The organism is Opitutus sp. GAS368 (assembly GCF_900104925.1).
Taxonomy (GTDB): domain Bacteria; phylum Verrucomicrobiota; class Verrucomicrobiia; order Opitutales; family Opitutaceae; genus Lacunisphaera.
Genome location: NZ_LT629735.1, coordinates 2,985,381 through 2,999,166 on the forward strand (window position 1 = coordinate 2,985,381; position 13,786 = coordinate 2,999,166).

Below are 13,786 nucleotides of genomic sequence, written 5' to 3' on the forward strand. Positions count from 1 at the left end.
GATGGCGGACGAACTCATTTACCAATCCGCCGCCCAGCTGGCGGCGCAACTCGCGGCGGGGAGGATCTCCGCGGTGGAGCTCGTGTCGGCCTGCCTCGCCCGCACCAGGGCGGTCGACGGCCGCGTGAAGGCCTTCAACTCCTTCGACGAGGCCGGCGCCCTGGCGGCGGCAAAGGCTTCCGATGCGCGCCGCGCCGCCGGGCAGGCGCGGGGACCGCTCGACGGCATCCCGGTCGGTTTCAAGGATGTCATCGCCGTCGAGGGCCAGCCGCTGACCTGCTCGAGCAAGATGCTCGCGAATTTCGTGTCGCCCTACGACGCCACGGTGACGCTCAAGCTCAAGGCCGCGGGCGCGATTCCCTTCGGCCGGCTGAACATGGACGAGTTTGCCATGGGCTCTTCCACCGAGAATTCCGCCTTCGGCCCGACGGCCAACCCGTGGGACCTGACCCGTGTGCCCGGCGGCAGTTCGGGCGGTTCGGCCGCCGCGGTGGCGGCGGGCGAGGTGCCGCTGACCCTCGGTTCCGACACGGGCGGCTCCATCCGGCAGCCGGCCGCGCTGTGCGGCATCGTCGGCCTCAAGCCGACCTACGGACTCGTCTCGCGCTACGGGCTCGCGGCGTTCGCCTCGTCCCTCGACCAGATCGGCACGATGGCCCACACGGTCGGGGACGCGGCGCTGCTGCTCGGCGCCATCGCCGGGCACGACCCGCGCGACTCGACGTCGGTCAAGGCCGAGGTGCCTGATTACCGTGCGGAGCTGGTCCGTCGCAAGGGTCCGTGGCGGCTCGGTGTGCCGAAGGAATTCTTCGGCGCCGGCCTCGATCCCGAGATTGGCGCGGCCGTGAAGCAGGCCATCGCTTTCTATCGGCGGCAGGGCTGCGAAATCAAAGAGGTATCGCTGCCGCTCGCGGCGGAATACGCCATCGCGGTGTATTACCTTATCGCGACGGCCGAGGCGTCGTCGAATCTGGCGCGCTATGATGGCATCCGCTACGGCCACCGGTCCAAGGCGGCCCAGGATGTGGCCGGCGTCTATTTCCAGTCGCGCGCCGAGGGCTTCGGCCCCGAGGTGAAGCGCCGCATCATCCTCGGCACGCACGTGCTGAGCAGCGGCTACTACGACGCCTATTACCTGCGCGCCCAGAAGGTCCGCACCCTCATCCGCAACGAGTTCACCGCCGTCCTGCGCGACTGCGATGCGCTGTTGTCGCCGACCTCGCCCGTGCCGGCGTTCAAGCTGGGCGAAAAGTCCGCCGACCCGCTGGCGATGTATCTCACCGATATCTACACCATCAGCGTCAACCTTGCCGGCCTGCCGGGCATCTCGATCCCGTGCGGCTTCACCGGCGGCGGGCTGCCCATCGGCCTGCAGCTCATCGGCCGGCCGTTCGACGAGGCCGGCCTGCTCGCCGTCGCGCAGGCCTACGAGTCGGCCCATGATTGGTCCACGCAACACCCGAAGCTTTGAGGCACAGAGCGCACTGAGATGACACAGAGGGCACAGAGATGAATCCAGAAACCAACGTTTTGACCGAGCTTGTGATTGGTGCGGCCATTGAAGTGCACCGGGAACTCGGACCGGGTTTATTGGAGTCGGCTTACCAACGGGCGCTTGCCCATGAATTCACCCTGAGAAAGATATCCTTTGAGCAGCAGAAGCCCTGTCCGGTTCAATATAAGGACTTGGTCATCGACGACGCGTATCGGCTGGATTTCCTCGTCAATGGTCTTGTGGTGGTTGAACTCAAGGCCGTTGATGCGCTGCTCGAGGTGCATGACGCCCAGGTCCTCACCTATCTTAGGTTTACCAACTGCCATATTGGCCTGCTCATGAATTTTCGCTCAACCATCCTGACGAAGGGGCTGCGCCGCCTGGCTCTGTGACCTCTGTGCAGCCTCCCTCTTCCTCCGTGTCCCAATCACCATCCAACTACGAGGCAGTCATCGGCCTGGAGGTCCATGTGCAGCTCAGGACGGCGTCGAAGATGTTCACGCGCGTCGCGGCCGGCTACGGCCAGCCCGAGAACACGCTGACGGATCCCGTCGTGCTCGCGCTGCCGGGCGCGCTGCCGGTGATGAACAAGGAGGCGCTCGACAAGACCATCAAGGCCGGGCTCATCCTCGATTGCACCATCGCGCCGGTCTGCAAGTGGGACCGCAAAAACTACTTTTACCCCGACTCGCCGAAGAACTACCAGATCTCACAATACGACCAGCCGATCTGTGTCGGTGGCTCGGTCGAGATCGAGCTGCCCGGCCCGTCGCGCAACGTGATGGGCGAGCACAAGAAGATCCCGCTGACCCGCATCCACCTCGAGGAGGATGTCGGCAAGCTCAACCACGGTGCCAGCGACTCGCTCGTCGACTACAACCGCGCCGGCACGCCGCTGATGGAGATCGTCTCCGAGCCGGCGATACACAGCGCCGACGAGGCGTTCGCGTTCCTGACCGCGCTGCGCACGGCGATGGTGCAGGGCGGCATCTCCGACTGCGACATGGAGAAGGGCCAGCTGCGCTGTGACGCCAACATTTCCATCCGGCCCGCGGGCGAGACCAAACTTGGCACGAAGGTCGAACTGAAGAACCTCAATTCCATCTCGTTCGTCCGCGACGGCATCGCCCACGAGATCCGCCGGCAGATCGCCGTGGTCACGAGCGGCGGCGCCATCGTGCAGGAGACGCGCGACTACGACGGGCAGACCGGCGCGTCGCAGTCGCTGCGGTCGAAGGAGATGGCCCACGACTACCGGTATTTTCCCGACCCCGACCTGATGCCGGTGAAGGTCGACGAGGCCTGGCAGGCCGCGATCCGCGCCACACTGCCCGAGCCGATGTTCGACCGGCAGCGGCGGTATATGGACCAGTTTCAGCTGCCCTACACACTGACTTCGGTCCTCGTGCCGCAGCTGGCGCTCGGCGCGTTCTTCGAGGAGGCGGCCCAGCTCAGCGGCAAACCGCAGGCGGCGGCCAACTGGATCGCCAACGACCTGCTGCGTGAACTGGCCGCGGCGGGCGTCGACCTGGCCGGCAGCAAGGTCCGGCCGACGCACATCGCCGGTCTCGTGAAGCTCGTCGAGTCGGGGATTATTTCCAGCAATAGCGCCAAGGAGGTCTTCGTCGAGATGTTTGCCACGGGCGACCAGGCCGACGCCATTGTCGGGCGCAAGGGCCTGCAGCAATCCACCGACACCGGCGAGCTGGAGAGGTGGGTGGCCGACGCCATCGCCGCTGATCCGAAGGCCGCCGCCGGCTTCCGGGGCGGCAACGAAAAGGCGCTCAACGCCATCAAGGGCGCCGTGATGAAGGCGTCGAAGGGCAAGGCCAACCCGCAACTGGTGGACGCGATCGCGCGGAAGCAGCTCGAGGCCTGAGCCGGCCTTGTGGTGGAGCGCACTGACGCCAGTGCGCTGGCTTGGGAGCCATCAGAGCCAAGCGCGCTGAAGTCAGCGCGTTCCGCCTTCAGGGCATCCGCAGGGGCCGGCCCATCCACACCTTGGCCAGGCCGGGGGAGAAATTGGCCCCGACCAGCCGGGCGCCGGCAAACCACGGCCAGTTTTCGCGCAGCAGCGAGTCCTCGCGCACCTTCACCACCGCAGGGGTCGCGAGCCAAGGCGGATGCCAGACCCGGAACAGGCAGCGGTGCCCGAGTCGCACGGTGAAAGCGGTGTAGCGTTCCATCAGCCAGGCGGTGAGCGAACCGGCAGCGGCCGGCCGGTAGGCCGCGGGATCGGCATCGACCAGCGCGCGATAGCTGAAAACGGCGCCGGAAGCGGGATCGGTCACGCGGCCGCTGACCTCGCCGCTCCGCCAGTCGTGCGCGTAGTTCAGCCGGGCCAGCCGGTAGGGCAGGCCAAACAGCGGCGGACCCAGCCGCAGGCTCAGGCGGTTGTTGAGGTGCTCGGCAAGGAAGTAGATGCCGGTTTCATTCCCGACCTTCACGTAGGTCCGGACGTTGAGAAAGCCGTGCGTCGCGATGGGGCGGAAGAGCCATTCGGCGAGCCAACCGCCCCGCCGCGGTTTCATGCCACGCATCGTGAAGGCCAGCAACGTCACGTAGGCCCGGCCCTCGTGCAGGTCGAGGGGGAAGGGGACCAGCGGCCGCAGCAGCGCTGGGTCCACCTCATAGTGGATCATCAGCGCCCGGTCCCAGTCCGCGATCAGCAGCGGCTCGCCCGGGCGGTGAGGGGAGGGACGGGGCAGAGGGCGGTGGTGTTCATGGCGGGCTCCTTTTGCAGCTTGACACCTATCGTGACAGATATTTCAGTAAAGACAGAAATCAGAGAAACACTCGCTATGAAACTCACTGATACGACCCGTAAGTTCATCCTCCACTGGGGCGAGATGGGCACCCGCTGGGGCATCAACCGCTCCGTCGCCCAGATCCACGCCCTGCTCTACGTCTCGCCGGTGCCGCTGCACGCCGACGAGATCGCCACGACGCTCGATATCGCGCGCTCCAACGTCAGCGGCAGCCTGCGCGAGCTGCAAGGCTGGGGCCTGGCGCGGGTGACGCACCTCCTGGGCGACCGGCGCGACCATTTCGAGACGACCAAGGACGTCTGGGCGATGGTCGGCATCATCCTCGACGGCCGGAAGCGCCGCGAACTCGACCCCTCGGTGAAGCTGCTGCGCGAGTGCGTGCAGGAGCTCGACGAGCAGAAGGCCGACGAGGCCTACACCGAGGACCGGCTCAACGAACTGCTCGGGCTGGTCGAACTGGCCTCCGCTTGGGCGGAGCGTGCGCAGAAACTCTCGCCCGAGTCCCTCCGCCGGCTGCTGAAGCTCGGCGACAAGATCTTCAAGCTGGTGGAATAACCCGCCCGCTGCCGAAAAAGGAAACCACCATGAACATCACCGAAAAATGCTACATCATCTACCTGCTCCTCGGCGTGCCGCTGACGGTCTGGGTGGGCCAGACGCTGCATCGCAACGGCCGGATCTTCCTGGTCGAGGCCTTTCACGGGAAGGAAGACATGGCGGACTCGGTCAACCATCTGCTGCTGGTCGGGTTCTACCTGATCAATGTCGGCTACGTGTTGCTGGGTCTGCCGCTCGGCACCAAGCCCGAGACGGTGCAGGCGGCCTTCGAGTTCCTGGCCACGAAGCTGGGGTTGGTCCTGCTCGTGCTGGGGGCGATGCACTTCTTCAACATGTTCAACTTCGACAAAATGAGGAAGAAGGCCCGCCACTCCGAGACCGCCGCCGTGCCGCCGCTGGTGCGCTGAGCGTGAGGATGGGGTCGAGGCCCGGGCGCCGCCCGGGCCTTTTGTTTTTGGCGCCGGCCTTGCATCACGGGGAGATGCGGACATGTTTCACGTCATGAATGCCCCTGAGAACCCGCAGATCTCGCGCCGTGACGCGCTGAAAATCATCGGAGCCGGCGTGGCGGTCGCCAGCCTCGGCCTGACCAAGGCCATTGCCGCCGAAGCCGCCACCACCGCTCCCGCCCTCGACTGGGAATTGCCCAAGCTGTCCTACGCCTACGGCGCCCTCGAGCCGCACATCGATGCGCGAACGATGGAAATCCATCACACGAAGCATCACCAGGCCTATATCATCAACGCGAAGAACCTGCTCAAGGACCACCCCGACCTGCTGGCGCGCGGACCCGAGGCCCTGGTGCGTGACCTGGCGAGCGTGCCGGAGGCGATCCGCACCGGCATCCGCAACAACGCCGGCGGCCACGTGAACCACAGTTTCTTCTGGAAGATCATTGCGCCCGATACCGGGGCGTCCACCCAGCAACTGCCCGTCGCCATTGCGGCCGCGTTTGGTTCGATGGATGAGTTCAAGAAACAGTTCACCGATGCCGCCATGAAACGCTTTGGCAGCGGCTGGGCCTGGCTGAGCCTGAAGGATGGCAAGCTCGTGGTGCAGTCCACGGCGAATCAGGACTCGCCGCTCAGCGACGGCGCCAAGCCCATCATCGGCCTCGATGTCTGGGAGCATGCCTACTACCTGCATTACCAGAATGTCCGCGCCGACTACGTGAAGGCCTTCTGGAACGTGCTCAACTGGACCCAGGCCGAGACCAACTACGGCGCGGCGCTGAAGGCTTGATGAATTCGACACAGAGAGCAGAGAGGCCGGAGTGAGGGCAAGGAGGTCTTGCTCGGTGTCCTCGGTGGTTCTCGGTGAACTCTGTGACTAAGAATCCCAAATCCTTCGATGAGATCGGCCTGCCTGCGGCCCGGCGTCACCTGTTCCTGTGTGTCGGTCCGGACTGCTGCACGCCGGAGCAGGGGCTGGCGACTTGGGAGCATCTGAAGGGCGCGCTCAAGGAGCACAAGATCCCCACGTTGCGCACCAAGGCCGCGTGCCTGCAAATGTGCCAGGACGGCCCGTGGCTGGTCGTCTATCCCGACGGCGTCTGGTATGCGTCGGTCACGCCCGAGCGCTTCGACCGGATCCGGCGCGAACACCTCGAGGGTGGCGTGCCGGTGCAGGAGTGGGTGCGGGCAGTCCATCCGCTTGTCCCATAAAAAAGGCGCGGCAAGAGGGCCGCGCCGGAAGGGGAGAATAAGCGAATCTCAGACGCGATCGCCGGGAATGGCCGGCGCAACGTTGCGGGTCGAGACCGCCGATTGGCAGGCCGGACAGACGCCGAAGAACTCGACGACGTGGCTGACGTCCGCATAGCCGCGCTCATGCAGCAGGCGCTCGATGCCCTCCACGGGAAAGTAGTCCACGCGATCGGTCGAGCCGCAGGCCTTGCAAATGATATGATAGTGGCGCGTTGTGCGCAGGGTGAGCTCGTAGAGGCAGGTGCCATTGTGCAGGTAGCTGCGGCGGACCATGCCGAGCTGCTCGAAGGCGGCCAGGCAGCGGTAGACGGTGACGAGGTCGCACACCGCGGTGCCCATTTCGTGGTGAATGCGCTCGATGCTGACCGGTCCCTCATGACGTTGCATCGACTCGATGATCGCGAGGCGGGGTTTGGTGATGCGCATCCGGGCCTGGCGGATGCGGGTGCGAGCATCATCCAAGGCCGAATCTGCGGGAGCGGGGCTGGCGGCGACAGCGGCCAGGGGGTGGTTCGACTGGGTCGCGGAAATCATGTGGGGTATAGGGTAATCTATATGCCTTATGCCGGGAGAAATGCGAGGTGAAGTTTTTCCAAACGCTACTTTACTGCGATGAAATGCATGTAGGATGACGCCCTACACGCGTGCGCCGGTGCGGGTGGAGGATTGGCTGCGGGGTTGCGGCCTGTGGCCGGCTGTGCTAGCTATTGCCCCTGAAATTCATGCAAGACTTGGAATTTTCCGAAATCGTCGGGTTGATTTGTAAAGAAGACTCCCGCTTTGACCGCAAGGCCTACAACTTTGTCCGGCAGGCACTTGACCACACCGTCAAGGAGACGAAGCGCAAAAACCCGGAGCGCACCGGCAAGTCGCAGCATGTGACCGGGGCCGAACTCCTCGAAGGCATCCGCGCCTATGCTTTGGAGCAATACGGCCCGCTGACCAAGACCGTCCTCACCACCTGGGGCATCCGCCGCTGCTCCGACTTCGGCGACATTGTCTTCAATCTGATCGAATACAATGTCTTCAGCAAAACCGAGACCGACCGCCGCGAGGATTTTGCGGACATCTACGATTTCGACGAGGCGTTCGTGAAGCCCTTCCAGCCCGCTGCGTCTCGTCGCACGCGCGGTCATTCCGGCGCCGCCTGAGCGGAATACCACGACGAGGTCCCGGGTCTTCAGGAACAGTGGAGTGCGGGCGACCCCGCCCGCTCGAGCCAAGATCCGTCTCCAGCCCGGTCGATAGTTTTACTGTGGATTTGCAGTCCTTCACTTCTTTCCTTCTCTCTCTCATCCCTCCTGATGCCCGCCCAAAAAATGTCCGCCCGTCCCCGCGACCTCGCCTTGTTGGAAAGCCTTTGGCGCGAGCCGGTCGAACGTTACACGCTGCTTAACGGCCTTACCGTCCTGCTGCGGCATGACACCGCCGCGCCGGTCAGTTCGGTGCAGGTGTGGGTGAAGACCGGCAGCACGCACGAGGGCGCGCACCTCGGCGCGGGCCTCTCGCACTACCTTGAGCACATGCTCTTCAAGGGCACGGAGCGCCGCGCCGGCCGCGAGATCTCCGCGACGGTCCAGGCCCACGGCGGCTACATCAATGCCTACACGACCTTTGACCGCACGGTCTACTACATCGACGTGCCGTCCATCCACACGGCCGTGGCCATCGATCTCCTGGCCGACGCCACGCTGCACTCGCTCCTGCCGGCTGAGGAGGTGACCAAGGAGAAGGACGTCATCCTGCGGGAGATCGACATGTGCCTCGACGATCCCGACCAGCGGCTGTCGCAGGCGCTGTTCGAGACGGCCTTCCGCACCCATCCTTACCGCCAGCCCATCATCGGGCACCGCGATGTCTTTGCCGCCAATACCCGCGAGGACCTGCTGGCCTACTACCGCGCCCGCTACGTGCCGAACAACCTCGTGGTGGTCATCGCGGGTGCTTTCGACCCCGTGGCGACGCGCGCGGCCATCGCCGAGCATTTTGGCAAGGCGCCGCGCGTGCGCCTTGCCCCGGTGCTCGTGCCCGACGAACCCGTCCAGCTCTCCCGCCGCGACCAGCATCTGTCCGAGGATGTCCAGGTGTCGCGCGCCGGCCTCGGCTGGCAGATCCCGGGCCTGACCCATCCCGACGCCCCGGCGCTCGACATGCTTGCCATGGTGCTGGGCCATGGCGACAGCTCGCTGCTCTGGCAGGCCATCCGCGAAAAGGCCCGGCTGGTGCACTCGATCGACGCCATGGCCTGGAGCCCGGGCACCAGCGGCCTCTTCTACATTTCCTTCCTCGCCGATCCCGACAAGCGCGTGGCCGCCGAGTCGGCCATCCTCGCCGAGCTGGCGCGCATCGGGCAAAAGGGTATCAGCCCGAAGGCCCTCGCCAAGGCCGTGCGGCAGGCCGTCACCTCCGAGATCAACATGCGCAAGACCATGTCCGGCCAGGCTTCGCGCCTTGGCGCCGGCGAGGTCGTGGTCGGGGACATCAACTACGCGCGAACTTACTTTGAGCGGCTGTTCGCCCTCACGCCGGCCGGCCTGAAAAAGGTGATGCACACCTACCTCGTGCCGGAGAAGCTCACTGTTGTTTCGAGCAACCCGGCGGGTGCGGCCGCCGCACCCGTCCTCCGAGGCCTTGGCGAAGGAGGGTCGTCGCTGGATTTTGAGGAGCTGACGCTGCCCAACGGTGCGCGGCTCCTGTTGCAGCCGAACAAGCACCTGCCCAACCTGCACCTGCGCCTCGCCCTGGCCGGCGGGCCGATGTTCGAGCCGGCGGACCGCCGCGGCCTGACCAACCTCCTGTCCACGCTCCTGGCCAAGGACACGACGAAGCGCTCCGCCGAGGAAGTGGCCCGCGCCATCGAGGCAGTGGGCGGAGCGTTCGAGGATTTCTCCGGCAACAACAGCTATGGGCTCATGGCCGAGGTGCTGCCCGGCGACGCGGATCTGGCACTGGAACTGATCAGCGACGCCGTGCTGCGGCCGGCCTTCAAGCCGGCGCGACTCGAAGTCGAGCGCGAGTCGGCCCTGGCGGCGCTCAAGGAAGGACTCGACGACGTGGTCACCGTCGGCCGGAAGGCGATGCGGGCCAAATTCTTCGGTGCGCACCCCTTTGCCATCGAGAGCGGCGGGGACGAGGCCGGGCTGAAGGCCATCACGGTCGCCGACCTGCGCGCTCTGCACCGGCGGCAGCTCGTAAGCGGCAACGCCGTGCTGGCGGTGGCGGGCGATTTCGACGCGAAGAAACTCGTGCCCAAGCTGAAGGCGTTCCTTGCCCAGCTGCCCAAGGGCGCCGCGGCGAAGGCGACGGCTGCGCTGAAGGTCAAGGCGGGCGACTTCACCGAGACCCAGCCGCGCCAGCAGGCGATCGTCTTCCAGGCGTTCCCCGGACCGGGCCTGCACGCGCCGGACTACACCGTGAGCGAGGTGATGGACGAGCTGTTCAGCGGCATGTCGTCGCACCTGTTCGAGCGCGTGCGCGAGGAGAAGAGCCTGGCGTATTTCGTCCGCTCCAGCCGCATCGTGGGCCTGGAGACCGGCATGTTCTACTTCTATGCCGGCACGAGTCCGCAGCGCTACGGCGAGGTCGTCGAGGAACTGAACCTCGAGATCACCCGCGTGCAGGGCGGCGGCGTGACCCCGGAGGAACTTGCGCGCTGCCAGACCCGGCTCAAGGCCGGCAAGCGCATGGGCCTGCAGACCAATTCGTCGCGCGCCATGCAGTCCGCGCTGAATGCGGTTTACGGCCTCCCCGTCAACGACTGGCGGACCTACGATACCCGGATCGATGCCGTCACACTGGCCGACGTGCAGGCGTTTGCCCGGCGGTATTTCAAGTCCGGCAGCCGCGTGCAGCTGGTGGTGAAGCCCTGAGGCGGGATCAGGCATTGAGGTGGAGCGCTCTGACCCCAGCGCGCTTGCGCCCGCCGCCGCCAATCAGCGCACGGGGGTCAGTGCACTCCACCTAGGAGTGCAGGCTTAGTCAGAGAAATTTAGGCGCCTGTTTTTAGGCGCAGGCGAATCTTTGTCGCCCTGACCACGGGTGGTAGGCTGGCGCTCCCATGAAAGCATTACGCTCAATTCTACGGATCGCGCCGGGTCTGCTGGCGCTTTTGTTTGCAGTGAACCGCGCCACGGCCGCGGATGATGGTGCGGCCCCCAAGGAGAGGAAACCCTCCAAGGAAACGCTGGCGAAATACGACGCCAACCAGGATGGCGTGCTCGACAAGGCGGAGACCGCCGCCTGGAAGGCCGACATCGCCGCCAAGTCCAAGGCGACCAAGGAAGCCAACCTCGCCAAATACGACCTCAACAAGGACGGCAAGCTGGACGAGGCCGAGAAGGCCGCGATGAAGGCCGACGAGGAAACCGCCAAGGCGGTCAAGAAGGCGGAAAAGGACGCCAAGAAGGCCGAGAAAGATGCCAACAGCACCAAGTAAACGGCATCTTATCTCCGTGTCCCAACCCCGGCCGCAACGCCGGGGTTTTGTTTTGCAAATGGAACGCGGTCGCAACTGTAGCGGCGGTCTATGACCGCCGGATGATCGGACGGCGCTCATGGAGCGCCGCTACAGGTTCTGCTGGTTTATTTTTTCTCCAGCAAGCCGCCGCTCCACTTGAGTTTGGCGCGCATGACCTCGTAGTGCGAATAATCGCGCCGCTGGGCGAGGGCGAGGGTGCGGCTGTCCATGGCGATTTCCACCGGCGTGCCTTCGGTCACGACCATGTTGCGCTGGCCGTCCATGGCGACGAGCAGGCGCGAGCCCTCGGTGCGGTTGACCACGCGGAGCTTCACGTCGTTGCGAAAGATGATCGTGCGGTTGCTCAGCGTGTGCGGGCAGATCGGGGTCATCGCGATCACCTCGGCCTGCGGATGAATGATCGGGCCGCCGGCCGCGAGGTTGTAGGCCGTGGAGCCGGTGGGCGTGGAGAAGATGAGGCCGTCGCAGGTGTATTCGGTGACGAGCTTGTCGTTGGCGAAGACCTCGAGGCGGACGATGCGCGAGGGCTTGGCGTCCTTGACCAGCACGTCGTTCAGGGCGACGTCGGTGCGCCGCGGACCGGTCTTGCAGTCGAGCAGCGCGCGGCGGGCGATCCGGTAGTCGCCCTCGAGCAGGGCGGCGAATTGCGCGCGGGCCTCGTCGGCCGAGAAAGTGGTGAGGAAACCGAGGCTGCCCTGGTTGACACCGATGATGGGAATGTCCGCCTCGGCCGCCCCGCGCACGGCACCGAGCAGGGTGCCGTCGCCGCCGATGACACAGCAGGCGTCGCAGTCCTTGAAATAGCCGCGGGGCAGCTTGCGGTCGCCGGACAGCTTCACCTTTTTCGCGCCGCCCGCCTGGGCGATTCCCATCAGCTCCTGCGCCAGCTCGGCGGCACCGGGCTTTTCCGAGTTGTAGATGAAGGCCAGTTTGCGGAAGGGAGGCATGTGATTTCCCGCTGATTACGCGGATAAACGCAGATATTGGAATACCAATTTACTGTGGGGCGGGGTCACCGAACCCAGCCGCGAACATGATATCATTCCCGAACGAAGGCGGGATACGGTGTCCCGCTTTACAGCTTGTCCAGCCCGAGCAGGAATTCGCGGTTGCCGTCGGCCCCGTGCACGGGGCTTTCCATTTCACCGAGCACTTGCGCCCCGGCCAGCTCGCGCAGGGCGAAATCGCGCACCTCCGCCAGCACGCGGGCGCGCACGGCGTCGTCGCGGATGATGCCCTGGCCCTTGTCGACCTCGGTCTTGCCGGCCTCGAACTGGGGCTTCACCAAGGCGATGAGCATGCCGCCGGGGCGCAGGAACGGCCATACGGCGGGCAGGACGCTCTTCAGCGAGATGAAGGAGAGATCCATGACGAGGGCGTCATACGCGGCGCGGGGCAGGGCGCCGGGCGCGAGGTGCCGGGCGTTGGTCTTCTCGAGGTTGGTCACGCGCGGGTCGCGGCGGATCCGGTCGTGCAGCTGGCCGTGGCCGACGTCCACGCAGGTGACGGAGGCGGCGCCGGCCTGCAGGGCGCAATCGGTGAAGCCGCCGGTCGAGGCGCCGACGTCGAGCACGTGCGCGCCGGTCAGCTCGACCGGGAATTTTTCCAGGAAGGCGGCGAGTTTCTCGCCGCCGCGGCTGACAAAGCGTGGCGGCTGGTCGACGCTGAGCTCGAAGTCGGCCGGGTATTCCTTGCCGGGCTTGTCGAGTCGCTCGGTGCCGTGGCGGACGCGGCCGGTCATGATGAGGGCCTTGGCCTGGGCGCGGGACGGAGCGAGGCCGCGGGCCACGAGCAGTTCGTCGAGTCGTTGTTTGGCCGAAGGCACGTGATGAGCAAAGCCCACTTCCAGGCTTCGTCCACGCCATAAATGATTCCCCTTTTGGAGCGCGGGCGACCTCGCCCGCGACGACGTGGAAAACCACGGCGAGGTCGCCGTGGCTCCAAGCGATCAGAGCTTCTGCCGCGCCGGCGACCAGCACGTTGTGCGTCCGCCGACCTCCGCGCGGACCAGCGGTTTTTTCGTGCGCGGACACCGGCCGCCGTCCTCCCAGCGATGCCAGAAGAGCCAGGATTTCGGGATGTGGGCGTTGAGGTGCGGCGGCAGGTAGCGGCCGGTGCCGGCGATGGTGTCGAGCGCGAGCCGGCAGACCTTTTGACATTCGCGGTGCAGGGCGCGCACCTCGGCGGGCTTGAGCGATCCGGCCGGGCGCTGGGGATGGATGGCGGCGCGCCAAAGCACCTCGTCGGCCATCCAGTTGCCGATGCCCGGAAAACGTTCCTGCATGAGCAGGACGGCCTTGATCGGTGCGCGGCCGCGGCGTTCAAGAAAATGAGCCGCGACCTCGACGGTGAACTCCTTGGACAAAATCGCCGGGGCGATGCGCGTCCACCAGGCGGGCGGCTTGGGCCCGGTGGCGAAAAGCACGCCGCCGAACATGCGCGGGTCATTGAAGACCAGCTGGCGGTCCTTCTGCACCAGGATGAAGTGGTCGTGCCTGGCCGGCAGGTAGTCGGGCGCCTCGACGCGGAGCTCGCCGCTCATGCCCAGATGGAGGCCGAGCCAGCCGCCGCCGCTGAAACGGAAGAGCATCTGCTTGGCCGCCGTCTCGGAGCCGAGGAGGGTGGCGCCGGTGAGTTTCCTTTTGATCAGCGCAGGGCTGCTGCCGCGGAAGACCTTCTTCCCCTCGTGCAAGCGCACGGCGAGCACCTTGGCGCCGTGCCCGGCGCTCCAGCGCTTGCGGAAAAACTCAACTTCGGCCAGCTCGGGCATGGATTATCTCGG

15 protein-coding genes are annotated in these 13,786 nt (G+C 65.7%); 10 read left to right on the forward strand and 5 right to left on the reverse strand.

The window, feature by feature from the left end:
* Nucleotide 1 precedes the first annotated feature (1 nt).
* Genes gatA through gatB form a run of 3 tightly spaced genes read left to right on the forward strand, consistent with a single transcriptional unit; the run spans nt 2 to nt 3,374 of the window.
* Nucleotides 2-1,471, forward strand: a complete 1,470-nt coding sequence (gene gatA / locus BLU29_RS12785; protein WP_091058575.1) for an Asp-tRNA(Asn)/Glu-tRNA(Gln) amidotransferase subunit GatA — start codon at nt 2-4, stop codon at nt 1,469-1,471.
* A gap of 38 nt (nt 1,472-1,509) precedes the next feature.
* A complete protein-coding gene (locus tag BLU29_RS12790; RefSeq protein ID WP_091058578.1) occupies nt 1,510-1,887 on the forward strand; it encodes a GxxExxY protein in 378 nt (125 codons plus the stop codon).
* A gap of 26 nt (nt 1,888-1,913) precedes the next feature.
* Complete coding sequence (gene gatB / locus BLU29_RS12795; RefSeq protein WP_091058580.1) at nt 1,914-3,374, forward strand: Asp-tRNA(Asn)/Glu-tRNA(Gln) amidotransferase subunit GatB; 1,461 nt, start codon at nt 1,914-1,916, stop codon at nt 3,372-3,374.
* 88 nt (nt 3,375-3,462) lie between these two features.
* Here gatB and BLU29_RS12800 read toward each other — a convergent pair whose 3' ends face one another.
* Nucleotides 3,463-4,260, reverse strand: a complete 798-nt coding sequence (locus tag BLU29_RS12800; RefSeq protein ID WP_343125162.1) for a DUF2071 domain-containing protein — start codon at nt 4,258-4,260, stop codon at nt 3,463-3,465.
* A gap of 36 nt (nt 4,261-4,296) precedes the next feature.
* Between BLU29_RS12800 and BLU29_RS12805 the strand changes: the two genes are divergently transcribed.
* From BLU29_RS12805 to BLU29_RS12820, 4 genes are all read left to right on the forward strand, one after another.
* Nucleotides 4,297-4,818 (forward strand): MarR family transcriptional regulator, encoded by a 522-nt coding sequence (locus BLU29_RS12805; RefSeq protein WP_091058584.1) that lies wholly within the window; start codon nt 4,297-4,299, stop codon nt 4,816-4,818.
* A 29-nt stretch (nt 4,819-4,847) separates the two neighbouring features.
* Nucleotides 4,848-5,228 (forward strand): hypothetical protein, encoded by a 381-nt coding sequence (locus BLU29_RS12810; protein ID WP_091058587.1) that lies wholly within the window; start codon nt 4,848-4,850, stop codon nt 5,226-5,228.
* 94 nt (nt 5,229-5,322) lie between these two features.
* Complete coding sequence (locus BLU29_RS12815; RefSeq protein WP_091061134.1) at nt 5,323-6,063, forward strand: superoxide dismutase; 741 nt, start codon at nt 5,323-5,325, stop codon at nt 6,061-6,063.
* An 83-nt stretch (nt 6,064-6,146) separates the two neighbouring features.
* A complete protein-coding gene (locus tag BLU29_RS12820; protein ID WP_197677710.1) occupies nt 6,147-6,485 on the forward strand; it encodes a (2Fe-2S) ferredoxin domain-containing protein in 339 nt (112 codons plus the stop codon).
* A gap of 48 nt (nt 6,486-6,533) precedes the next feature.
* On the opposite strand, the gene BLU29_RS12825 is transcribed toward BLU29_RS12820, so the two are convergent.
* Nucleotides 6,534-7,061, reverse strand: a complete 528-nt coding sequence (locus tag BLU29_RS12825) for a Fur family transcriptional regulator (protein WP_091058591.1) — start codon at nt 7,059-7,061, stop codon at nt 6,534-6,536.
* 188 nt (nt 7,062-7,249) lie between these two features.
* Between BLU29_RS12825 and BLU29_RS12830 the strand changes: the two genes are divergently transcribed.
* The 3 genes from BLU29_RS12830 to BLU29_RS18100 all read left to right on the forward strand — a co-directional run bounded on the left by BLU29_RS12830 (nt 7,250) and on the right by BLU29_RS18100 (nt 10,962).
* Nucleotides 7,250-7,678 (forward strand): Minf_1886 family protein, encoded by a 429-nt coding sequence (locus BLU29_RS12830; RefSeq protein WP_091058594.1) that lies wholly within the window; start codon nt 7,250-7,252, stop codon nt 7,676-7,678.
* A 168-nt stretch (nt 7,679-7,846) separates the two neighbouring features.
* Nucleotides 7,847-10,396: a pitrilysin family protein gene (locus BLU29_RS12835; RefSeq protein WP_091061135.1), complete on the forward strand. Its 2,550-nt coding sequence runs from the start codon at nt 7,847-7,849 to the stop codon at nt 10,394-10,396.
* Nucleotides 10,397-10,584: 188 nt separating this feature from the next.
* Nucleotides 10,585-10,962 carry a hypothetical protein gene (locus tag BLU29_RS18100; RefSeq protein ID WP_157693842.1) on the forward strand — a complete coding sequence of 126 codons (378 nt, stop codon included), beginning with the start codon at nt 10,585-10,587 and terminating at the stop codon, nt 10,960-10,962.
* Nucleotides 10,963-11,108: 146 nt separating this feature from the next.
* On the opposite strand, the gene BLU29_RS12845 is transcribed toward BLU29_RS18100, so the two are convergent.
* The 3 genes from BLU29_RS12845 to BLU29_RS12855 all read right to left on the reverse strand — a co-directional run bounded on the left by BLU29_RS12845 (nt 11,109) and on the right by BLU29_RS12855 (nt 13,774).
* Nucleotides 11,109-11,951 (reverse strand): NAD(+)/NADH kinase, encoded by an 843-nt coding sequence (locus BLU29_RS12845; protein WP_091058596.1) that lies wholly within the window; start codon nt 11,949-11,951, stop codon nt 11,109-11,111.
* 128 nt (nt 11,952-12,079) lie between these two features.
* A complete protein-coding gene (locus tag BLU29_RS12850; protein ID WP_091061138.1) occupies nt 12,080-12,829 on the reverse strand; it encodes a TlyA family RNA methyltransferase in 750 nt (249 codons plus the stop codon).
* Nucleotides 12,830-12,952: 123 nt separating this feature from the next.
* A complete protein-coding gene (locus BLU29_RS12855) occupies nt 12,953-13,774 on the reverse strand; it encodes a DNA-formamidopyrimidine glycosylase family protein (RefSeq protein WP_091058598.1) in 822 nt (273 codons plus the stop codon).
* Nucleotides 13,775-13,786 lie beyond the last annotated feature (12 nt).